The organism is Spirosoma fluminis, from assembly GCF_054778895.1.
The window spans coordinates 113,892-134,336 of sequence record NZ_BAAGZD010000007.1; the positions used below are offsets into that span (position 1 = coordinate 113,892).

General features: G+C 50.3%; 22 protein-coding genes and 1 riboswitch. Of the genes, 8 read left to right on the forward strand and 14 right to left on the reverse strand.

The window, feature by feature from the left end; all coding sequences use genetic code 11:
• Positions 1-65: 65 nt before the first annotated feature.
• Positions 66-1,733 (forward strand): complex I subunit 4 family protein, encoded by a 1,668-nt coding sequence (locus ACYVBJ_RS12015; RefSeq protein WP_460982543.1) that lies wholly within the window; start codon positions 66-68, stop codon positions 1,731-1,733.
• Between the two features lie 13 nt (positions 1,734-1,746).
• Positions 1,747-2,274, forward strand: a complete 528-nt coding sequence (locus ACYVBJ_RS12020; protein ID WP_460982544.1) for a CopD family protein — start codon at positions 1,747-1,749, stop codon at positions 2,272-2,274.
• Between the two features lie 83 nt (positions 2,275-2,357).
• Here ACYVBJ_RS12020 and gldG read toward each other — a convergent pair whose 3' ends face one another.
• Together gldG and ACYVBJ_RS12030 are read right to left on the reverse strand one after the other, a co-directional pair.
• The gene (gene gldG, locus ACYVBJ_RS12025; RefSeq protein WP_460982545.1) at positions 2,358-4,025 is read right to left on the reverse strand and encodes a gliding motility-associated ABC transporter substrate-binding protein GldG; all 1,668 of its coding nucleotides are present in this window, start codon (positions 4,023-4,025) and stop codon (positions 2,358-2,360) included.
• 86 nt (positions 4,026-4,111) lie between these two features.
• Positions 4,112-7,159: a putative LPS assembly protein LptD gene (locus ACYVBJ_RS12030; protein WP_460982546.1), complete on the reverse strand. Its 3,048-nt coding sequence runs from the start codon at positions 7,157-7,159 to the stop codon at positions 4,112-4,114.
• A gap of 253 nt (positions 7,160-7,412) precedes the next feature.
• On the opposite strand from ACYVBJ_RS12030, the gene ACYVBJ_RS12035 reads away from it, so the two are divergent.
• From ACYVBJ_RS12035 to ACYVBJ_RS12055, 5 genes are all read left to right on the forward strand, one after another.
• Positions 7,413-8,240: an N-acetylmuramoyl-L-alanine amidase family protein gene (locus ACYVBJ_RS12035; RefSeq protein ID WP_460982735.1), complete on the forward strand. Its 828-nt coding sequence runs from the start codon at positions 7,413-7,415 to the stop codon at positions 8,238-8,240.
• A gap of 138 nt (positions 8,241-8,378) precedes the next feature.
• The gene (locus ACYVBJ_RS12040; protein ID WP_460982547.1) at positions 8,379-9,386 is read left to right on the forward strand and encodes an MlaD family protein; all 1,008 of its coding nucleotides are present in this window, start codon (positions 8,379-8,381) and stop codon (positions 9,384-9,386) included.
• Between the two features lie 112 nt (positions 9,387-9,498).
• Positions 9,499-9,786 (forward strand): Uma2 family endonuclease, encoded by a 288-nt coding sequence (locus ACYVBJ_RS12045; RefSeq protein WP_460982548.1) that lies wholly within the window; start codon positions 9,499-9,501, stop codon positions 9,784-9,786.
• A complete protein-coding gene (locus tag ACYVBJ_RS12050; protein ID WP_460982549.1) occupies positions 9,729-9,974 on the forward strand; it encodes a Uma2 family endonuclease in 246 nt (81 codons plus the stop codon). Before ACYVBJ_RS12045 ends, ACYVBJ_RS12050 begins: the two co-directional genes overlap by 58 nt.
• Before the next feature lie 217 nt (positions 9,975-10,191).
• On the forward strand, positions 10,192-11,802 hold the full coding sequence (locus tag ACYVBJ_RS12055) for an acyl-CoA carboxylase subunit beta (RefSeq protein WP_460982736.1): 1,611 nt from the start codon (positions 10,192-10,194) through the stop codon (positions 11,800-11,802).
• A gap of 51 nt (positions 11,803-11,853) precedes the next feature.
• Here the strand turns inward: ACYVBJ_RS12055 and ACYVBJ_RS12060 are convergent, their stop codons facing one another.
• The 12 genes from ACYVBJ_RS12060 to thiM all read right to left on the reverse strand — a co-directional run bounded on the left by ACYVBJ_RS12060 (position 11,854) and on the right by thiM (position 19,099).
• Positions 11,854-12,267 carry a c-type cytochrome gene (locus ACYVBJ_RS12060; protein WP_460982550.1) on the reverse strand — a complete coding sequence of 138 codons (414 nt, stop codon included), beginning with the start codon at positions 12,265-12,267 and terminating at the stop codon, positions 11,854-11,856.
• A 27-nt stretch (positions 12,268-12,294) separates the two neighbouring features.
• Positions 12,295-12,882, reverse strand: coding sequence for a gliding motility lipoprotein GldD (gldD, locus tag ACYVBJ_RS12065; RefSeq protein ID WP_460982551.1), 588 nt, complete (start codon positions 12,880-12,882; stop codon positions 12,295-12,297).
• An 88-nt stretch (positions 12,883-12,970) separates the two neighbouring features.
• Positions 12,971-13,261 carry a hypothetical protein gene (locus ACYVBJ_RS12070; protein ID WP_460982552.1) on the reverse strand — a complete coding sequence of 97 codons (291 nt, stop codon included), beginning with the start codon at positions 13,259-13,261 and terminating at the stop codon, positions 12,971-12,973.
• Between the two features lie 59 nt (positions 13,262-13,320).
• The gene (locus ACYVBJ_RS12075; RefSeq protein WP_460982553.1) at positions 13,321-14,100 is read right to left on the reverse strand and encodes a TIGR00266 family protein; all 780 of its coding nucleotides are present in this window, start codon (positions 14,098-14,100) and stop codon (positions 13,321-13,323) included.
• A 141-nt stretch (positions 14,101-14,241) separates the two neighbouring features.
• Positions 14,242-14,484: a DUF4160 domain-containing protein gene (locus tag ACYVBJ_RS12080; RefSeq protein ID WP_460982737.1), complete on the reverse strand. Its 243-nt coding sequence runs from the start codon at positions 14,482-14,484 to the stop codon at positions 14,242-14,244.
• Positions 14,485-14,534: 50 nt separating this feature from the next.
• Positions 14,535-14,771, reverse strand: coding sequence for a DUF2442 domain-containing protein (locus ACYVBJ_RS12085; protein ID WP_460982554.1), 237 nt, complete (start codon positions 14,769-14,771; stop codon positions 14,535-14,537).
• A gap of 11 nt (positions 14,772-14,782) precedes the next feature.
• Positions 14,783-15,076 carry a hypothetical protein gene (locus ACYVBJ_RS12090; protein WP_460982555.1) on the reverse strand — a complete coding sequence of 98 codons (294 nt, stop codon included), beginning with the start codon at positions 15,074-15,076 and terminating at the stop codon, positions 14,783-14,785.
• A 131-nt stretch (positions 15,077-15,207) separates the two neighbouring features.
• Positions 15,208-15,963, reverse strand: coding sequence for a hypothetical protein (locus tag ACYVBJ_RS12095; RefSeq protein WP_460982556.1), 756 nt, complete (start codon positions 15,961-15,963; stop codon positions 15,208-15,210).
• Between the two features lie 244 nt (positions 15,964-16,207).
• Positions 16,208-16,858, reverse strand: coding sequence for a thiaminase II (gene tenA / locus ACYVBJ_RS12100; RefSeq protein WP_460982557.1), 651 nt, complete (start codon positions 16,856-16,858; stop codon positions 16,208-16,210).
• A gap of 6 nt (positions 16,859-16,864) precedes the next feature.
• A complete protein-coding gene (gene thiD, locus ACYVBJ_RS12105) occupies positions 16,865-17,671 on the reverse strand; it encodes a bifunctional hydroxymethylpyrimidine kinase/phosphomethylpyrimidine kinase (RefSeq protein ID WP_460982558.1) in 807 nt (268 codons plus the stop codon).
• Positions 17,631-18,296 carry a thiamine phosphate synthase gene (gene thiE / locus ACYVBJ_RS12110; RefSeq protein WP_460982559.1) on the reverse strand — a complete coding sequence of 222 codons (666 nt, stop codon included), beginning with the start codon at positions 18,294-18,296 and terminating at the stop codon, positions 17,631-17,633. Before thiE ends, thiD begins: the two co-directional genes overlap by 41 nt.
• A complete protein-coding gene (thiM, locus tag ACYVBJ_RS12115; protein WP_460982560.1) occupies positions 18,293-19,099 on the reverse strand; it encodes a hydroxyethylthiazole kinase in 807 nt (268 codons plus the stop codon). Before thiM ends, thiE begins: the two co-directional genes overlap by 4 nt.
• Positions 19,100-19,163: 64 nt before the next feature.
• A riboswitch (TPP riboswitch) is annotated at positions 19,164-19,266 on the reverse strand.
• A 287-nt stretch (positions 19,267-19,553) separates the two neighbouring features.
• Here thiM and ACYVBJ_RS12120 point away from each other — a divergent pair.
• Entirely contained in the window at positions 19,554-20,441 is an 888-nt protein-coding gene (locus ACYVBJ_RS12120) for a DUF488 domain-containing protein (RefSeq protein ID WP_460982561.1), read from the forward strand.
• Positions 20,442-20,445 lie beyond the last annotated feature (4 nt).

Genomic DNA, 20,445 nt, shown 5'->3' on the forward strand with positions numbered 1-20,445 from the left:
TGTCGTCGGCAGCGCTGAGCTGTCGTTGTCCTAAAGGCCGGTAGCGGGTGCTGCCGGATATATATATGATTCTTTCGCTACTGATTTTTATTCCACTGCTTGGGTCGTTGCTGGTAGCCTTGCTGCCGGAAGGTCAAACCGCGCAGTTTCGCAAAATTGCTTTGGGCGTTACGTTGGCTGACCTGGTGCTGGCGATTATGGTTTATGCCGCCTTTGATAAAAGCCTGGCCGGTTATCAGCTGCTCGAACAAACCGACTGGATCACCTTGCCGCTTGGTAATCTGGGTATTGTCTCTATCGACTATCTGGTCGGTGTCGATGGTATGAGCCTGCCGCTGGTTGTCTTATCGGCGGTGGTGATGGTTGTCGGTGTAATCTCTTCTTGGACGACCATTACCGAAAAAAGCAAAGCGTACTACGCGCTTTACCTGCTCCTGACGGGCACGATCATGGGCTGCTTTCTGGCGCTCGATTTCTTCCTGTTCTTTCTTTTCTTCGAGTTTATGCTCCTGCCAATGTATTTTCTGATCGGCTTATGGGGCGGGCCACGTCGGGAATACGCGTCGATCAAATTTTTTCTGTATACACTATTGGGCTCGCTCCTGATCTTGCTGGTTATGATCGGGCTGTACCTGTCGGTTATCGACCCGGTGAGTACGGCGGTTCTGGCTGGGTATGTTGACGATCCGTCGCTGGTTTCCGACGAGATTTATCAACTTGTTCAGACGAACCTGCAGAATGGACAGCTTAATCCGGCGCAGATCGTTCATACTTTCGATATGCGTTACCTGGCTGATGGGGGAAATTACCTGCCCGACGCTTTTCTGAATCCAGCCGCCGAGCCAATCGTGTTGGGCTTGCCCGCCCGGATGCTGGCCTTCTGGGCGGTGTTTATCGGCTTTGCTATCAAACTGCCTATTGTTCCGGTGCATACATGGCTGCCCGATGCACACGTTGAGGCTCCAACCCCTGTATCGGTGGTACTGGCTGGCGTATTGCTGAAAATCGGTGGGTACGGATTCCTGCGGATTGCCTGGAATTTCTTTCCCGACGGTGGGGCGGAGTACGCCAAAACGCTGGCAATATTAGGAACACTATCTATTGTATACGGTGGTTTAAACGCCCTGGCGCAGAACGACGTCAAAAAGATGATCGCCTATTCGTCAGTTTCCCACATGGGTTTCGTGCTGTTGGGCGTAGCTTCGCTGACCGCCGAAGGTATCAACGGCGCCGTGTACCAAATGGTCAGCCACGGCGTTCTGTCGGCCATGTTGTTTCTGATTGCCGGGGTTGTATACGACCGCACCCACGACCGACGGATCGACTCGTACCGGGGACTGATGCAGCCAATGCCGCAATACGCAGCCTTAACCGCCGTTGCCTTCTTTGGATCGCTGGGGCTCCCCGGATTTTCGGGCTTCGTTGGGGAGTTGTTTACGCTGATGGGAAGTTTCCAGTCGGCCTGGCTCCCCGGCTGGCTGACGGCCGTCGCGACAACGGGTATTCTGTTAGCTGCGGGCTATTTTCTGTGGACCTTGCAACGGATGTTCTTCGGTCCATACTGGAGTCGGCACGAAGCCGGAGTGACATTAACGGATCTGACAGCCCGCGAAAAATTGCTATTAATCCCGCTTGGGTTTATGGCGTTAGCGCTGGGTTTGTTTCCAAACCTTGTTTTTAACGTAACAAGCGCGACGGTGGCGCAATGGCTTATGAAATTTGCGGTTGAATAAGGTATTGTGACGGATGGCATTTTTTTACATAAAATCTCTGCACATCATTTTCGTGGTCACCTGGTTTGCGGGTCTTTTTTACATACCGCGCCTGTTTATTTATGTTACCGAAGCGGCTGAGCAGCCAGAACCCACCCGTACAATTCTGCAAACGCAACTGGCCCTTATGCAGCGACGCCTGTGGTACGGCATTACGTGGCCATCGGCTTTGCTTACGCTCCTTCTGGGCCTAAGCACCTGGTATAACTACGGTGCCACGCCTTCCTGGCTGATCTACAAACTTATGTTTGTCGCGGGCCTTTACGCGTATCACATCATTTGCCATTTCCTGTTCCGGCAGCAGCAACGCGGGGAGTTACGTTACACGTCAACCCAATTGCGCATCTGGAACGAAGTCGCTACGTTGTTCTTATTCAGCATTGTATTCCTGGTTGTGGTCAAAGATGCACTCGGAATGCTGTGGGGCTTGCTGGGGCTGGTCGCGTTTACTGCTCTGCTCATGGCGGGTATCCTGATTTATAAGCGAGCTAGAGAAAAGTAGTTATTGGTGCTGGTTATGAAAAAGCTGACGCTGCGCCAGCAACTCTCTATTACAAATAACTCCTAATAAGCATTAATCACTAACTACTTCGCATACTTCTGTCGGCGGGCTACCTGCCAGATTATTCCTGTCAGGCCAACCAGAACGAGTGGACCAAGTAGGTTAAGAAGCTGCCAAACCGTACGATTTTCGTTAACCTTGATCTTGTCCAGCGGCCGAAGCGTTACGGTCCGGGCCCGCGCGGCAATAACTCCATTGGGGTCTACCAGGTAGTCGATGGAATTCAAGGCAAAATCCTTGTTGGCAAACGTAGTACGGGTGAATCGGTCAAAGCCGAGCGGATAGGGGGTGTTTCGCTTGTAATCGACATCGTTGATGATCAGATCACCGTCCGAGCAGACGAGGACTCGTGAGGATTCACCTTCGGCCCGGAAGCCATTGGCGCGTGGATCACCGGGTAAAATACGGTTTACGAACAACGATTGAAACCGCCCTTCCAATAGACAGCCGACAATCTTAACACCATCCGTATACGTTTTCGGGTCCGGCTGTTGCCGCGCTTCGTTATACGAGATCAGCGCCGGGGCTTTCAAGACTTTGGTATAGGGAGAGGTTAACAGCAACGGTGTTTTCTGAATGCCCGGTGCCCGTACTGTGTCAAGCGTACTCACGAAGCGACTTAACAGCGCATCCAGATTGCGGACAATCGGGTTACCGCTCGTGCCGAAGTTATTAATCAGCGGATAGAACCGCCAAGGGACTAGCTGAATGTTCGGCTTATCACCTAGATTGCCGACATTGAGTGGAATGGGCGCGCAATAAAAATCCTTGATTACGTCGCGGTTCAGGCGAATGCCCCAGCGGAAAAACAGATCGTCGAGGCCCAGATCAAGCGGCTGCGCATACGTGCCTTCGTTGCTGACTGAATCAACCCGCTGTCCGTCCACAAAAAACAAGGCCCGGCCACCCTTGACAACGAACTGGTCGATCTTGAAAATTTCGTCTTCAGAGAAGGCCTTGTCGGGCTTCGGGACTACAACCGCATCGAGCCCCTCAATTGGTCCCGGTTTGCTCATATCAATAAAGAACAAATCGTAATTCTCCTGAACGGAGGCTAGTAGGTCGGCAAATCGGGAGGGGGGAACCTGCGTATGTCCGTACAGCAAACCGATACGTCGCCGATTGCCTTCGGTTTGGGTTAGTTTCCGAATAGCCGACGCCAATTGAAATTCAATGCCTTCATATGATTGGTTGAGCTGTTCCTGCGGAGACGCGGTTTTGTTGCCTTTCAGAAGCTGAACGGCCGCTTCTTTACCTTTATAGGATACGACGGCACCCGGAAAAATAAGCTTTTCAATCCGCTTACCACCTTCATTGGCGAACAGATTAGTGGGCAGCAAACCGCGCTGTTGCAGCTTGTCAATCAGTTTCGCTTTTTCATCGGCCTTGGTAATCGCGTCCGGATCGGTGAAACGATACGTAACGGTTTGACCCGCGTTAGCCTGAAATTCGTCTAACGTCTCCCGAACGGCGGTTTCGAGTCGTTTGAAGCCCGGTGGCAAGTCGCCGGTTAAGTAGACCTCAACGTGAACGTCGTCTGGTAAATCGCGCAACAGCGTCTGGGTCGCTTCAGAAAGGGTGTATCGTTTCTCTTCGGTTAAGTCAAGCCGAAAGAAAACAAAGGCCGACAGCAGATTGACCGCCAGAATAGCCGCAAGAATAAGAATCGTACGCAGCGATGCGATTTTCATAGGTTACTATAACGACTAACCAAACCGGTACGGTCTACGCGGCCATCCAGTTTTTACGATAAAGGCGAGACGCTCTTTGCGGTACGTTAGCGCCCGTAAAATCCGCCGTTATCGTAGAAACTCCGGCGACGGCTGAGTTTAAGCTCCTGAAGAATCGACGACCGGGCCCGTAGATCAAACGAGTAGTTACCCGACCGGAAGTTATTACCCGAATACGGGGTCCAGTTGAACGCCATCTCCCAGCAGTGCAGGTCACGGTTAATGCCAATGGTGGTCAGCGTTGGGCTCTTGAACGTGAAATCGTAGCCCGTGTTGACCGTTATTTTCCACTTCGGGGTCAGGCTTAAATCGCCCGTCAGCGTTAATGCCTGAATGATCTGTGGCGTTACAGGGGTGATCTTCGACAACCCAAAGGTGTAGCTGACATTCATCGACCAGGGGATGTTGAAGTCAACGTATAGCTCCGGGTTGTTGTTTATAGCCTTCAACGTAGCATCGGTTGCATTGGCGCTTGTTTTCGGCTTATTCGCCTGTTTGGGTGCAAACCGGGCACTAACGTAGGCCTGTACGTTTGTTAAGCGCAGTAACCCCTGTCCGGCCTGGACCGCGTATAAATTTGGAACCCGTATGTATTGTGGATTCTCCTTATTTAGCTTGTTAGGGTCTAAAAGAATTGGCGAATAGCTTAAGGGCGTAACAGGCGTTTCTCCAATTGGATACGTAGTTAAATCGTAAGCAACGGTTCCGCCGTATTCGCGGTACGCATACGGGTCGAAGGTCGAAGAAAAGTTAAAACTAATATTCTTAAATATCTGCGTGTTTGCGCTGACGGCGATGGGCGATAACTTAAAGTCAGGAGCCAAGAGGTTATAGCTGCCCGTCAGACTAAAGTTATCAAAAATTGGGATTTTCTTAAACTCCTGTCCGGATGAGTCGCTACGGGTACGCACTTTCATTTCGAGCTGATTCACAATCCCAAATGAGATAAAGGCTGCCTGTGTGCTGCCGCTACCACCGCTGCCGCCCAACCCCCGGAAGACCGACAGCGTCCGGCGGTAGAGGGGTAAGTCGGCCAGCGCTGTTCCGGGCGTGTTGGGCAATATTTGAAACTGTCCAAAGGATGGGTCACTAAAGTTAGGAACGTAGCTGAATGATATGGACGGCGCTACCGTATGACGGATCGCTTCGATACGTTTGCCGCGTATGAAATACGTACCGTAGAAGCGGGTATTCATACTCGCGTTAATCGAGAAATTGTAGGAGGGGAAAAAACCACGGGCGGTGTCGATCCGAACTTTGTTGCTGTCGGGCAAGAATACGTAATTCAGCTTTTTCGTATAAATATCTCCTTGCAGCGAGAAGCCCGGCGTCAGGTTAATATAACGTAACAGTTTGATGTTCGGCAGCGAGATCGGAATGCTGTAACGAGCCTGAACAACGCGGTTCTGCCAGATTCGATTGGCATTTGCTGCGCTGAACGGAATCAGGTTTGGATCGGACTCAACAATACCCAGACGCAGGTTATTGGCCCGCCGGGTACTGTCCAGAAGCCGTTGAACGGTATTGATCGTTGGAATATCCGTCAGTACCGGAAAGCCCAACCCCGTGGTATCGACCTGCCGCCGGATGGTGTTGCTAACGCCAATCGAGCCGCTGATATCCAGACCAACCCGAAAGCTCTCGTACCACCGCCCGGTGCCACCCTTCAGCGCAAAAGGCGAAATCTGATTGATACCAATGTTGAAGTCTGACGAAATATCGGTTTTCCCGTTTTCGCGGACACCGGTTCGCTGGTTGACCTGGCCAAACTGCTGGTTCACCCGAACGTTGGCCCCGGCCCGTACGTACTGACCAAACGTGCGGCTATACTGCACCGAAGACCCCGCTACGTTCGAAATATACTGCTGGGTGCTGAACGAGTTAAACTGATTATAGCTGTTGCTGCTGACGTTCACGTTCGCCGAGAAGCTGCCCCGACCACGCGGCACCGGCGAGTGCGACCACGTAAAGGAAAAGTCGTTACGTGGCGTTTGGGTGGTATCGACCCGGTCGCCGGAGCGGTTCCGGTTGAACTGAAAGTTAACTCCGCCACTATAGCGGTAGCGTTTATTGTAAGCCGTTGATACGCCCGCGCCCCAACTGCCGCGCGAGTAGATCTGACCAGTAAACTGCATACCCAGGTTTTCGCTCACCGCCCAGTAGTAGCCGCCATTGCGTAGGTAAAATCCCCGTCCGTTGGGTTCTTCACCGTATTGCGGAACCAGAATGCCCGAAACGCCAATTTCTTTTCGCTTCGGAAACGGAAAGAAGCCAAACGGAAGCCCAATGGGTAACGGAATCTGATTAATAACCAGATTAAACGGCCCCGCTACGACCTGTTTGTTGTGAATAACCTTGAGTTTACTGGCGTTGATGTGGAAGTGCGGAGTGGCCAGATTACAGGTTGTGTAAATGGCCTTCCCAATGTACAGGTTATCCTCGGCGTCTTTCTTCACCGTTACGCCCCGAATGTTGCCTTCGCCCTGTTGGGTGATCACGCCCTGAATCCGCCCTTTTTTCGATTTGAAGTTATAGCGAATTTCCTTCGCGTCGTATTTGCCTTCGCCATCCTGAAAGACAGGCTGACCAATCTGCTTCTTTGCCGTTGAGTCGTACCGGCCTTTGGCGTATACCTCGTTGGTTAGATAATTTAAACGGATATAATCCGCTTTTAGGGATATATCGCCGTATATTACGCTGGCATCGCCGAATAATTCAACCGTCTGACCATCAGCGGCATAAATGGTTGAATCTTTGGCCTGGTATTTGACAGTGGTTTGAAATGAGTCCGCAGTCTGGGCCGTGTCCCGTTTCACCGAATCATTCGCGGCTATTCGGGAGGTGTCAGCTCCAATGCGGGATTGTGGCCGAACTACGTTGGGTGATACAATGCCCGGTGTCGTTTGGGGGGCGGCAGTGGTTTGGGAGCCAGGGGTTGTCGTACCCGCAGCGGGATTGTTGGTTGATGTACGCGAAGCAGGCGTGTTGCCAGACGGTGTACCCGAGGGCGCATCAGGCACCCGCTGGGCAGGTACCGTAGCCGGAGGGAGGCCTCCTTTGCCGGGTTGTCGGGGCGTCGGGTTGCTTTGTCCCATTGCCGTAACAACCCATAGTAATCCGGTAATGCAGGCCAAAATCCGCACCCAAATCTGTCGTATCCGCTGAGGCCGCAAAATAAGGTATCCTTTTTTCAGATTTATAAGAAAAATTATATTTGCCAAAAGACCGTTAAGTCTATGGCTTACAAAGGTATTCACGAACAGTTATCCCACTATTGCTTTGGAACGTTTTCCGTTGTTAAAAATTATTAATTCAACCGGCCTTCGCCGTCTTCGTCCGGTGCCCGGAATAGTAACAACGTTACTGCTGGCACTACCCCTGCTGGCGCTGACGGTGCTGCCTGCGCCCGGCCTGTATCAGGACACGATCCGTCGGGCCCAAGCCAGTCAGGATACCGAGTCGGCTCCTAACCGGCTCCGCACGGTCGTGCTCGATGCCGGGCACGGCGGTAAAGACCCTGGCTGTATTGGCCGCCGGACGCGTGAATCCCGGGTGGTGCTTAAACTCGTGCTGCAACTTGGTCGTAAAATTAAGGAAGAGATGCCGAATATACGGGTAATATACACCCGTGCTTCGGATCATTTTGTTGAACTGGCCGAACGGTCGGCCATTGCGAATCGAAATAAGGCCGATCTCTTCATTTCGATTCACTGCAATGCCAGCCCGTCGTCGAGCCGGGTCTATGGGACGGAAACCTATACGATGGGGCTTCACAAAACGAACGGCAATCTGGACGTAGCCAAACGGGAGAACGCCGTTATTCTGAAAGAGGAAAACTACCAGCAGACGTATAAAGGGTTTAACCCCAATTCGCCCTTAGCCCACATTATGCTGGCCAACTATCAGCACGCGTTTATGGGAAGCAGTATCAATTTTGCCGAGAAAGTAGAACGGAGTTTCCGGCACAATGCCGACCGAAAAAGCAACGGCGTCAAGCAGGCCGGATTCCTGGTGTTGTGGCGCACGACTATGCCCAGCGTACTCATCGAAACGGGGTATCTGACCAATCCTACCGAAGAGCTTTACCTGATGTCGGAAGAAGGTCAGGATGAGATTTCAGAGGCCATCTACAAAGCCTTTGCGCAGTATAAGCAGGAGATTGAAACGGCAAACTAGCTGGCCGTTTATCCAGTTCTTCGGAGAACCGTTTACCATTTTCGCCAACTTTACGGGACAAACACGCACCAAACTTGGTTATACGTGAAGCCAAATCGGTTGGCGTGACCCTGAACGGTCATTCTTCTTCTTACACGCATGAAAGTTTCACAGGAAGTAAAAGTTGGCTTACTGGCAGTAATAACGTTGTTGATGTTTTATTTCGGATTCAACTTTCTGAAAGGATCCGATTTCTTTTCATCGTCAACGAGGTATCAGGTAGTATACGACAATATTGACGGATTGACAGCCTCAAACCCGGTCCGGATTAATGGCTTGGTGGTTGGTCGGGTCAAAGCGATTGAAATCCTTCAGAATCAAGACAATAAACTACTGGTTACGTTAGACCTCGACAAGAAAATTATTGTAACCCGTGGCTCCCGCGCGGTGCTGGCCGATGATGGCTTACTCGGTGGCAAAGTCATTTTGCTGACCATCAAGCCGGGTGCCCCGCAGCTCGAAGACGGTGGCATGCTGGTGGCTGCCAAAGAATCGGGTTTATCGGCTTTGATTCGGGAAAAAACCCTGCCGGTATTGAACAACGTCGACTCCCTGACGTATCAGCTTAACCGGGTGGTGGCCCAGTTCGATCAAACCGGGGTTATGTTGAATCAAACGCTACGTAGTGCCAACCAGGGAGTCAGAACGCTTGACCTCACGATTGAAGAAAACCGCGCGGGCTTAAAGGCCACGCTGGCGAACGTAAGCCGCTTGTCGGCTTCGCTGGTGGAAACGGAACAGCAGCTCAAGCCTATTCTGGCTAAAGCTGATACGTTTGCTGATTCGCTTCAGGGTTTGCAACTTAAACAAACGCTGGCTACTGTTAATAAAACGGTTGATAATCTCCAGCGGATTCTGGCTGATGTGAACAGCGGTAAAGGGTCGCTTGGTAAGCTCACCTCCGACGAACAGCTTTACCAGAATGTCAATGCTACCACGGCCAGTCTCGAAAAACTCCTGACCGATCTGCGTGAGAATCCGAAACGGTACGTTCATTTTTCGCTGTTCGGCAGGAAAGACAAAGCTGCTCCTGCTAAACCCGGCAGTGAAACCGTCACCACAACTACGGTTACGAACACTAAGGTTGACTCAACGCGACTCCAGTAGCGTCAAGTATCAGGCCGTTAAGGACTCTTTCGGAGTTAATTGCGTTTAATTTGTCGATACCGTATTTTCATACGAGCAAATTTCCTGAGATATGATAGCGGTCGGATAACGGGTGATTAGCCCAGAGGAGTATTTAGCGGTAGAGCGGCAGGCCCTTGACAAAAGTGAGTTTTTCAATGGCGAACTAATCCCCATGGCAGGCGCGACCCGTAATCACAACTGCATTAAAGAGAATTTATCGGTCTGGATTGGCGCATCACTCGACAATAGTACCTGCCAGTCATTCTCTTCGGATATGCGGGTGCATTTGCCCGAAACAGGTTTGTGTATACGTATCCGGATATGGTCATCGTCTGCGGGAAGCCGCAGTTTTTACCGGGCGAATTTGACAACCTGCTGAATCCAACGGTGCTCATCGAGGTGCTTTCTGAGGGAACGGAAGATTATGACCATGGCCGAAAATTTCTGCGGTATCGAGCCATTCCCTCTTTTCAGGAATACGTCTTGATCGACTCGCAGCGGATAGCCGTTGAGGTTTGGCGTAAGAACTTACCTCGGTCAATGGACGTTAATGGAACAAACCAATGACTCAGCAGGCCAGTTTAGCATTCAACGCATTGAGCTGACGGCTGCGTTACAAAAAGTGTATGATCGGGCGGTGAACACCGCTTCCTGAAAATGCCAACAGCCTTTGGCTAACATACTGAAGAAAATTGCGTTTTATTAGCGGGCGACTCGGCAGGTCGCCCGTTTGTGTTTACTTGAATTCATCAACTCGCCCATGACCACAGAAAATCTTCATTCGATAGTCCCCTTCCTTGACGAATTAAACCGCCGATCGGCCCAAACCAAACTGGGCGGTGGCACGAAACGTATCGACGATCAGCATAAGAAAGGAAAACTTACCGCCCGTGAACGTATTGACTACCTCATTGACGAAGGCCGGCCATTTACCGAAATTGGCCTTTTTGTGGGCGACGGTATGTACGCCGAACACGGTGGTTGCCCATCGGGTGGCGTTGTGGCTGGCATAGGATACGTATCGGGGCGGCAAAGTGTGATTGTTGCCAACGATGCCACCGTGAAGGCCGGTGCCTGGTTCCCGATTACGGCGAAGAAGAACCTTCGGGCGCAGGAAATTGCCATGGAGAACCGCCTGCCTATTATTTATCTGGTTGACAGCGCCGGTGTGTATCTGCCGTTGCAGGACGAGGTGTTCGCTGATAAAGAACACTTTGGCCGTACGTTCCGGAACAATGCGCAGATGTCGGCGATGGGGATCTTGCAGGTAGCCGCCATAATGGGTAGCTGCGTGGCTGGTGGTGCTTATCTGCCGATTATGTCCGATGAAGCGTTGATTGTTGAAGGCACCGGTTCTATTTTCCTCGCGGGGCCCTATCTAGTTAAAGCGTCCATTGGTGAAGATGTCGATGCCGAAACCCTCGGGGGCGCTTCGACGCACACGGATATTTCGGGTGTGGTCGACAACAAATACCCGGATGACAGAACCTGCCTGGATGCCATCAAGCGCATTTTCGACAAACTGGGCCATACCGAAACGGCAGGTTTCGATCGCATTACGCCAGCCCTACCTACCAAAAATCCCGAAGAAATCTATCAGATTCTACCGGCCGACCGTGTAAAGCCCTACGATATGCAGGAGCTTGTGGACAGACTTGTGGATAACTCCGCTTTCGATGCGTATAAACCCGGTTATGGCCAGTCGCTGCTGTGTGGCTACGGCCGTATCGACGGTTGGGCGGTGGGCATCGTCGCGAACCAGCGGAAGGTGGTGAAGGCGAAAGGACGTACCGGTCAGCCGACCGAAATGCAAATGGGCGGGGTTATCTATGGCGATGCTGCCGACAAAGCTGCCCGCTTCATTATGAACTGCAATCAGAAACGTATTCCACTCGTGTTTTTGCAGGACGTTTCGGGATTTATGGTTGGCAGCCGGGCTGAGCAGGGCGGCATCATCAAAGACGGAGCAAAGATGGTTAACGCCATGGCCAATTCGGTTGTGCCTAAGTTCACGGTCGTTATTGGAAATTCGTACGGGGCCGGTAACTATGCCATGTGTGGAAAAGCGTATGACCCACGCCTGATGCTGGCCTGGCCAACGGCGCAGATGGCGGTGATGAGTGGCGCTTCGGCGGCTAAAACCCTGCTTCAGATTCAGGTCGCGTCGCTCAAAGCAAAAGGAGAGATCATTACGCCCGAAGCTGAGCAAGCCTTGCTGCAAAAGATAACGGATCAGTATAATACACAGCTTTCGCCGTACTACGCAGCTGCCCGGTTGTGGATTGATGCCGTAATCGATCCCCTTCAAACCCGGCAAATTCTTTCAGAAGGAATAGCCGCTGCCAATCACGCACCAATCACTAAGCCATTTTCCGTTGGGGTGATTCAGACCTAGGTGTTTTGGAAAGCCATTTGTTCATAACTCACCTTAATTTAACTGGACGAACTACTTGGTAGCTCGTACGGCTTTTACCTCGTCGGCGGTTATGGCTGAGGCTTTGTTGCCAAAATTGCTGCGGATGTACGTCAATACGTCGGCAATCTGCTGATCACCGAGGAAGTCGTGGGATGGCATGGCATTGTCGTAGGGTTCGCCTTCAATATCCTGACCTTGCAGGCCTTTCAGAAGAACATTGATAAGCCGGGTTTTATCACCTACAACCCAATCCGTACCACGTAGCGGAGGGTTCAAGTTGGGAACGCCCGAGCCGTTAACCTGGTGGCAGGTAAGGCAATTTTGTTCGTAGATGATCTGGCCAGGCGTTTTGGCGGGTGCAGCGGGTCTGGAAACTGGCTTCTGCGTTTGTGCAACAGCGGCCGTGATTGACAAACAGGCGATAAGGATAAGGAAAACTTTCATAAGGTGATTACCGGGCAAATGAGACCGTTATTTTCTCCATTTAAGCGTATTCAGCAGGTGCAGCACGTCTTTCCGAATATAGTCAATAACGGGTTGTAATGAATCGTTTTGGGTAGCCGTGTTAAAATACAGGGCTCCCCGTAGGAAATGAGTGGTTGAGTCCGTCGTGACAAACTGCACCTGACTGGGCACTTCGCCAGTCAGATCAATAACACTAGCCTCCAGACCCGATTTCAGCCTTATTTTTCGTTGCTCAATTGAATAGGCTTTGATATTATGACGAGCAGCCAGCTTATAAGAATCTTCGAGTATTGCCCGTAGTCGATTCATGTCGTTATTAATGGGCTTGTACGTTAGTTGAACGCTGGCATGATAGGCTGGATAGTTGATAAAAATCCAGTGCGGCTCCGAGCGGGCGAACGTATCGGGTAAGATTCGGGCGATGCTATTGTACTCGAACTGATAGGGATGCGTCGGCTCAAGTAAGGTGTACTTCGGGGTTGGTAAGTCGATGCGTGGATACCCCTTCGGTTTGGGCGTGTAATTTTCGGATGAACTGGTTCCGCAGGCCGCTGATAAGAGCGCAATCAGAAGGACAAATAAGTGCTTTATCATTAATTTCTTTCGATAGCCCGGTCAGGCTACAAAACAACGAAAAAGCCCGGCAGTTTGGTGCCAGGCTTGCTTTCGGAATACAATGGATTTATACATTAACGTCAGCCAGCTCTTCCTGACGAACAGGCTGGCCGAGTAAGGTGGCAAACCGGTTAATGTTAAATGTCGGTTCAAACCAGACCTCACCCATAACCGGATGCTTCACGGGCACTTCTGGGTTCTGAATTTCGTTCAGCAGCACACCCGTCTCGCCGGTTGTGTGGCGCTTAACCTGACGAACTGTGTACAGTTGATCGCGCTTGGGCGTCTGAACACCGAACTCGGCGTAGAAAGCCAGTACTGGCGCGGGAAAATTATCGTTGGTGCAAATGACTTCCATAATTCGTTCTCTCCAAATCCTGACAAAGATAACAGCTATTCGGCAGAACAGATTCCCGCTTAATCTTCAAACAGGTTACCTAACTTCCCGATTACTGAGCCGCCTTCCTTGTGCGATTGGGCACTGTAGGGAGCCAGGCGCTGTACGAGTTTAGAGATTGGCATCGACTGAATCCAGACCTTACCCGAGCCACGTAACGTAGCGACGAATAAGCCTTCACCACCGAAAATCATGCTTTTAAGGCCACCTGACCGCTGAATATCAAAGTTGATACTTGGTTCAAAACCGACCACGCAGCCCGTGTCGACACGTAGCATTTCGTTGTTTAAGGTGCGCTCAATTACCACACCGCCCGCGTGAATAAACGCCATGCCATCGCCCTGTAGTTTCTCCAAAATGAAACCTTCTCCTCCGAAAAAACCTGAACCAAGGCGCTGATTGAACTGAATGCTCAACTTGGTTCCGAGGGCTGCGCACAGAAACGCGTCTTTTTGCACAATCAACGTATTGCCGTACGTGTTGGCCAGGTTGATCGGCATCACTGTGCCTGGATAGGGAGCTGCGAAGGCTACCTTCTTTTTGCCCGCGCCCCGGTTAGTGAAGTGGGTCATAAACAGCGATTCACCGGTTAGCACACGTGTGCCAGCCTGGAGCAGTTTCCCCATAAAGCCCTGGTTTGGCTGCGAACCATCGCCCATTTTCGTTTCAAACTCAATGCCATCTTCCATAAAGAGCATCGAGCCCGCTTCGGCAATGACCGTTTCGTGCGGGTCAAGTTCGATCTCTACAATCTGGATGTCTTCACCAATGATTTTGTAGTCGATTTCGTGGGAGTACATACGTAGTTTTAGCTAGGAAATAAGTTGTGTTCGATGTTCGAAACTACGTATTTCAGGCGATTTGCCTGGCTGTTTTTCGTACAAACGGCACAAAAAAAGCCCGACCGGGCGTTTTGGCAGGTCGGGTAAAAAGGCTTGGAACTAGCTAAGGGGTTCAATAATATTGAGTGGTTTTAAATTCTTTGCCAATTCCCAATTCAGCAATAGCTCCTCCTGATGCATTATAGTCCTTTCAATGACCATGCCTAAGGCTCTAGACGATAGCTTACCTTCAAGCAGACTTAAGTCATTGATGCTAATGAGGCATTCGCTGTCACCGTATTTGGCGTGAAAATGGGGCGGATTATGATCACATAATACATCGCGATAATAATCCCGAAGAATCGGCTAATCTGAGGCATGTAAAAGCTTGTTATGCTTCCATTCGTCAAAAGTCATTTTTTCAACGTTAAGTAGGCATTGTTGGCATCAATATCGAGCCACTCATTCCAAGCTATGGCCCCCGTTTCGCTAATAAATGGACACAGGAAAAGATTGCCATCATCCCATGCTGAAAACACGCCTTTCCCGACTAGTGCTGACAGATCGATGACTCCCTGAGTACCGTCATCAAAACGCAATCTTAGATTGTATTTTTCGTGAGCTTCTACGTGAGTCAAACGAGGAAACATGAATTTCTCGCTTAGCGTGAATTAACATCGTCAGGCAGATCGTTGTCTGATTCATCAAACAGCCGTTCCTCATCCGTCGACTCTTCATCAGTATCGTCGGGGTTGGGCTCACCTTTGAGGTTCAGGTCCGTTCGATGGCGCAGTTTCTTATCGTCAACTGTCTTGTTCAGAAACTGATTGATCTTGTCTATATCGAAACTCGTGGTAATCTCACCAAAGGAGTTTATCTGAATATCGAAGCCTTCGAGTTCTTTATGAACACGTGGCTTTTCGTTTTCGTCGGGGTTCGTTTTTTTCTTAGCCATGATTAAGCGGTCTATGGGGTAAGCAAACGTACAGGTAAGCGCAATTTTGAAAATGGACAGTAGCCATTTTAACAACGTCGGCCGGTAACATGTTTCGTGACAATTCGGAGTGTGTTGGCGATTTGTAAGTGCTACCACACCCGGTTGGCAATTACGTTGATGATAGAGTTTACAACGAAAGCGATCCCGAAGGATACGCCAACCGAAAACAGCGGTAATAGAAAGGCCTGCAGGAATAGGAACGTAGTGAAGCCGAGTAAACCGATCACGAGTCCGCGCAGGGTTGCGATAGTGGCATTACTCCCCTGAAGTGTGTGCGAAAAAATAGCCAGAACCGAAGTTAGGATAGGAAAGGGCGTTAAGATACCGCTCCAGCCCGGACCTAATACGCTGGCGAGGCCAGTAATAACCAGCACAAATAAAGTAGCGACAACCATACGTATTGGAATATCGAATGGTAAACGCCGGGCTTTTATGGATTGATCCGACGGCTTAGGGAAGAGCCACAAAGTCAGCAAGACATACGCAATCACAAGCGCGTAGCTCAAATATAAACTGAGTTGTAAATAATTGAAAGTTAGCGCTGTGGCGATATACAAGCCGTATGACAGTAAGAGCGTCGGTAACCAACTGAACTTTCGGGCAAAAACGGAGTAGCTGAAGCAGAAGCTGATTAAGGCTAAAATACCCGTCATTGTCCCTTGAATCGAATGAATGCCAAAGGCTTTACCCTGTTCAAGAATGAAGAACAGCAAAATCGCCCCGGCTACCCAGGGCATACTGCCGATTAGTCCCCCAATTTTGTTGCCCCACCTCCGAATCGCCAGCGTGACCAAGGCTATGATGGTCGGCATGAGCGTCATTTTAAGGAGGAGAATGTTCGTCATTCGGAATGGGTACATCAAGCGGTCAGTGACCGTTTCTAATGTATCGGGTGTATTAAGTACATGAAAACGTGTCTGTAAATTTCGACTCTATCTTACTGAAGTGCACTATTTATCTACCCAAATAATTGAGAGCCCTTTGAGGTGAGACGGTTTCACTGAACAAACCAGCTGGTAATTGTTGATTCGGCCTGATCAACGTAATGGATTAACAGGCAGTGCGCCAGCTTTTTATGTACAACCCATCTTAAACCAGCCAGTTAGTTAGCTGGTACGCGTCGTTCCAGAAAGACCACTCCAGGCGGCTTGATTGGACGAAGGCCGTTTGCATTTTTTCGCGCTCGGCTGGACTCGCTTCACTCGCTAGCCGTTCGGTAAGGTCGAGCATTTGGTTAACGGCCTGATCGAAGGCGTCACCGGCGTAGGTATCAATCCAGGCCTGGTAAGGATTCTGTGGATGAGCTTGGCCGTAAATGTATTTGCCAACTTCCCGGTAAATCCAGAAACAGGGAAGCACGGCGGCTGCTCCCACCGCCAACGACTGAGTCGCTGTCATAGCCAGCAAAAAATTAGTATAAGCAAAGCAGGCGGGTTTTTTTTCAGTTTCAGGTTGAATGTTGTAAAGGGCAAAGTACGTCTCGTGAAGAACACGTTCGACCCGAATCGCATTAGCGGCAAACTCGGCGAAGGCTAAAATATCGGCAGGTGTTGATGCTTTAACCGCCAACTGCGCCAGTGCCCGGCTGAAATCAGTCAGATAGAGGGCGTCCTGCTGGATATAGTACTGAAACTTAGATGCAGGCAGCGTACCGGCAGCGAGTTCCTGCACAAAGGCGTGCGATACGGTCGTTTCATACAAAGGTATGATCTGCTGCCAGAGTTGATCGGTGAAACGCATGATTGTTTAGGGCCAGGTGGAAAAGAAATGGTGAACTGGGCCGTGGCCATGACCTAGCTTGTAAACGACACCGGCCTTTAACGCACCGGTCAGATACGTTTTCGCCTGGTCAGCGGCTTCATGCAGGGATAAACCCTTGGCCAAACCTGCCGCGATAGCTGATGAGAGTGTACAGCCCGTACCGTGCGAATTAGGCGTATCAATACGTTTCGTCGGAAACAGAATCTGCTCGTCAGGAGAGATATACAGCAAATCCGTGCTCTCCGCGTCGTGTAAATGCCCGCCCTTCAGCAGAATTGCCCCAGGGTACTGACGGCCAAGGTCGGCGGCTGCCTGCTGTAAATCCGCAAACGTATTGAGGGAACGATCCAGCAAGACACTGGCTTCCGGAAGGTTCGGCGTGATTAGCATTGCCAAGGGTAGCAAAGACGTTTTCAGGGCGTCGATGGCTTCGTCCTGTAAGAGCTTGTCGCCACTGGTAGCCACCATAACCGGATCAATTACGATTGTCTGTACACCAAACTCCATCAATGTATCAGCAATAACGCGAATAACATCCGGCGAGTGAAGCATCCCGATTTTGACAGCATCAACGCCAATGTCGCTCAGTACGGCTTTAAGCTGCTCGGCTACGAAAGCAGGTGGTACCGAATGAATACCGCTTACGCCCAGCGTGTTTTGCGCCGTCAAGGCTGTAATGACCGAAAGCCCATAGCATCCCAGGGCAGAAAAGGTTTTTAAGTCGGCCTGAATACCGGCACCACCACCACTATCAGAGCCGGCAATCGTGAGCACTCGGGTGTATGTTTTCATCGAATTGAGTTAATTGAATGAGTTCGCAGGCGGCTTCGTAGGGGGAAGCCTGGCCGCAAATGGCAGACACGACAGCTACACCCGTAACGCCGGTCTGCATAACCGGCTGGATATTTGTGACGTTGATGCCGCCAATCGCAAACGTCGGCAGTTGGGTGTGCTTACAGAGGTCTTGTAAACCAGGAAGGCCCAGCAGACTAACCGTATCGAGTTTGGTACCGGTAGCGAAGATGGTAGCGACACCCAGGTAGTCGATGGCGTCGTAGCTCTGCGCGGCAAGCACCTCCGCTGCACTATTGATGGATAAACCAATGATCTTGTCCGGCCCAAGCAGCGAGCGAACCAGTGGATACGGCATATCGGCCTGACCGATGTGTACACCATCCGCATCAACCGCCAGTGCCACATCAACGCGGTCGTTAATAATTAACTGAGCACCATAACGCTGCGTAATCGTTTTAAGCGTAGTGCCTAGCTCAATAAACGATCGGGTCGTCATGGCTTTCTCCCGCAACTGAATCCAGCGAACACCCGCCCGGCAGGCTTCTTCCACAACAAAGGGCACGGTATGACCTGCCTGCTGACAGATGACACTATCGGTCACTAAATACACGGCATCGCTCATAGCTGACCCAGTTTGAGGTTCGCAGATACATTCTGCTGCGTCAACTGATAGAGCGTATCCAGAAAATTCAGCTGTAGACTACCTGGGCCGGGCGAATGTTGCGCGGCTAGTTCGCCCGCAATGCCCATAACCGCCATACTGTGCACAGCTGCCTGGAAATAATCGGTGTTCACGGCGGCAAAGGCAGCGGTCAACGCCGTTGCGGTACAGCCCATGCCCGTTACTTTGGTCATTATGGCGTGACCATTCGCTACGGTCGCTACCTGATCGATTCCGACGATATAATCCTCTGCTCCGCTAACAACCACAATGCTACCCAGCTCCGCGTGGAGTTGCCGGGCGCTGTCGAGTGCCGCCGAAGAACCATGCACACTGTCAACGCCTTTCGTTTGTGCACTTAACCCGGCCAGTGCCATAATCTCCGACGCATTTCCCCGAATAATGGTCGGAGCAGCCAGGGCTAGTAGTTCACGGCTAACCTCATTTCGGTACTTAGTAGCACCAACACCAACGGGGTCAAATATAATCGGCTTACCTAGTTCATGGGCTTTGCGCATGGCCCGTTTCATGCCCGCTACGAAGTTCTGATCGAGTGTACCGATGTTTATGACCAGTGCACTGGCAATGGCAACGAAGTCGTCGACTTCGTCTTCGGCATGAACCATAGCGGGGGAGGCACCCAAGGCTAATAGGGCATTGGCCGTGTTGTTCATAACAACGAAGTTGGTAATGCTTTGAACGAGGGGCGACTGGGTACGAATTTGCTCTATGTCGTTCCAGATCGATTGGGCTGTTGCGGTCATAATAGGCTGCGTTAAGAAGATACGACAACCTCAGGGGAGAAAAGACCGCAATCTGGCAGGCCAGTAAGCGAGGCTAACTTTTCCCTACGGCAGTATGAACTGCATCAGGTGGTAAGGGTATTCTCTCAGTCAGCCCGACACTGGAACTGACACCCCTAAAGTTGTAGGCCAAAGGTAACGGATTTTTCGGCAACCGGCCAAGTGGAATAGATGCCCTTAGATTTGACCAGCCGGTCTCATAAACAGGTCAGCTGTTTACTTTATTCTATGTACTTGTCGGCTACTGTGTACTATGCCATAGTCAGTTATTACTTGGCTGCTTCGTGTCATCACATGGACGGTTAGGTTGTTTGCGTTTACCTTGTGATCTACTTCCTGTCGCTGAAGAACTGACTTACCACCCAAAGGTGCAAAACATACTCAAAACGGCACAGAATTAGCTACTTTTACAAATATGCTGTATTACCGTAGGAAAATTTTATTGGCACTTTTGCAAGCCTTTGATGGCCAATTGGGTAAGACTGACCTTCAGAAACTATTATTGATAGTCTCTAAGTTGCAGAACAAGCCATCATTTGATTTTGTACCGCACCGATTCGGATGTTATTCTTATCAATCAAGTTGGGACCTAAGGGCTTTGAAAGCATACGGGGTCGTCTCTGAATCCGATACTGGTTGGCATATTGCAAAAGCTGAAGATTATCGAGGTATGTTAACTAACGATGACAAATCTCACATAAATCACGTAGCGCGAGTTTATAAAAATTACAGCACAGACCAACTCATTAAAACGACGTATCTTAAATTTCCTTATTACGCAATAAGAAGCGAAAAAGCTTCAAAGCTATTGAGCGCAGAGGAACTAAGAAAGGTACAGCAATACGCACCTACTGATGCTTCGAAAACACTTTTCACTATTGGTTACGAAGGCGTTACAATCGAAATGTACTTTAATAAGCTGATACGCAACAACGTAAAGGTACTTTGTGATGTACGCCGTAACGCTATTAGCCAAAAAGTTGGTTTCTCGAAAAGCACATTAAGTAGCATCTGTACATCACTTGACATCAAATACATTCACGTTCCGAGTCTAGGAATCCCTTCTGAGAAAAGGCAGAACCTTAAAACCCAAAAAGATTACGATAATTTGTTTGCTGATTTTGAGAGTACACACTTAATTAATCAGACAGACAATCTTTATAGTATATTGTCGCTAATTGATAAATATGGCCGTGTAGCTCTAACATGTTTTGAAGCTTTGCCTTGTCAGTGCCACAGAAGCAAGGTATCTAAGGGGATCACTGAGTTACCCGAATGGAAACACCAATTAGTACACTTGTAGTAGC

What these genes read in the sequence shown, in the direction of transcription:
- ACYVBJ_RS12050 (WP_460982549.1), top strand. Translation starts at nt 9,729, where the DNA reads ATGGTCATCGTCTGCGGGAAGCCGCAGTTTTTACCGGGCGAATTTGAC.
- thiD (WP_460982558.1), bottom strand. Translation starts at nt 17,671, where the DNA reads ATGAAAACATACACCCGAGTGCTCACGATTGCCGGCTCTGATAGTGGT.
- thiM (WP_460982560.1), bottom strand. Translation starts at nt 19,099, where the DNA reads ATGACCGCAACAGCCCAATCGATCTGGAACGACATAGAGCAAATTCGT.
- ACYVBJ_RS12030 (WP_460982546.1), bottom strand. Translation starts at nt 7,159, where the DNA reads ATGGGACAAAGCAACCCGACGCCCCGACAACCCGGCAAAGGAGGCCTC.
- gldG (WP_460982545.1), bottom strand. Translation starts at nt 4,025, where the DNA reads ATGAAAATCGCATCGCTGCGTACGATTCTTATTCTTGCGGCTATTCTG.
- ACYVBJ_RS12075 (WP_460982553.1), bottom strand. Translation starts at nt 14,100, where the DNA reads ATGTACTCCCACGAAATCGACTACAAAATCATTGGTGAAGACATCCAG.
- ACYVBJ_RS12060 (WP_460982550.1), bottom strand. Translation starts at nt 12,267, where the DNA reads ATGAAAGTTTTCCTTATCCTTATCGCCTGTTTGTCAATCACGGCCGCT.
- ACYVBJ_RS12040 (WP_460982547.1), top strand. Translation starts at nt 8,379, where the DNA reads ATGAAAGTTTCACAGGAAGTAAAAGTTGGCTTACTGGCAGTAATAACG.
- ACYVBJ_RS12015 (WP_460982543.1), top strand. Translation starts at nt 66, where the DNA reads ATGATTCTTTCGCTACTGATTTTTATTCCACTGCTTGGGTCGTTGCTG.
- gldD (WP_460982551.1), bottom strand. Translation starts at nt 12,882, where the DNA reads ATGATAAAGCACTTATTTGTCCTTCTGATTGCGCTCTTATCAGCGGCC.
- ACYVBJ_RS12070 (WP_460982552.1), bottom strand. Translation starts at nt 13,261, where the DNA reads ATGGAAGTCATTTGCACCAACGATAATTTTCCCGCGCCAGTACTGGCT.
- ACYVBJ_RS12120 (WP_460982561.1), top strand. Translation starts at nt 19,554, where the DNA reads ATGCTGTATTACCGTAGGAAAATTTTATTGGCACTTTTGCAAGCCTTT.
- ACYVBJ_RS12085 (WP_460982554.1), bottom strand. Translation starts at nt 14,771, where the DNA reads ATGTTTCCTCGTTTGACTCACGTAGAAGCTCACGAAAAATACAATCTA.
- ACYVBJ_RS12090 (WP_460982555.1), bottom strand. Translation starts at nt 15,076, where the DNA reads ATGGCTAAGAAAAAAACGAACCCCGACGAAAACGAAAAGCCACGTGTT.
- ACYVBJ_RS12095 (WP_460982556.1), bottom strand. Translation starts at nt 15,963, where the DNA reads ATGACGAACATTCTCCTCCTTAAAATGACGCTCATGCCGACCATCATA.
- tenA (WP_460982557.1), bottom strand. Translation starts at nt 16,858, where the DNA reads ATGCGTTTCACCGATCAACTCTGGCAGCAGATCATACCTTTGTATGAA.
- ACYVBJ_RS12020 (WP_460982544.1), top strand. Translation starts at nt 1,747, where the DNA reads ATGGCATTTTTTTACATAAAATCTCTGCACATCATTTTCGTGGTCACC.
- thiE (WP_460982559.1), bottom strand. Translation starts at nt 18,296, where the DNA reads ATGAGCGATGCCGTGTATTTAGTGACCGATAGTGTCATCTGTCAGCAG.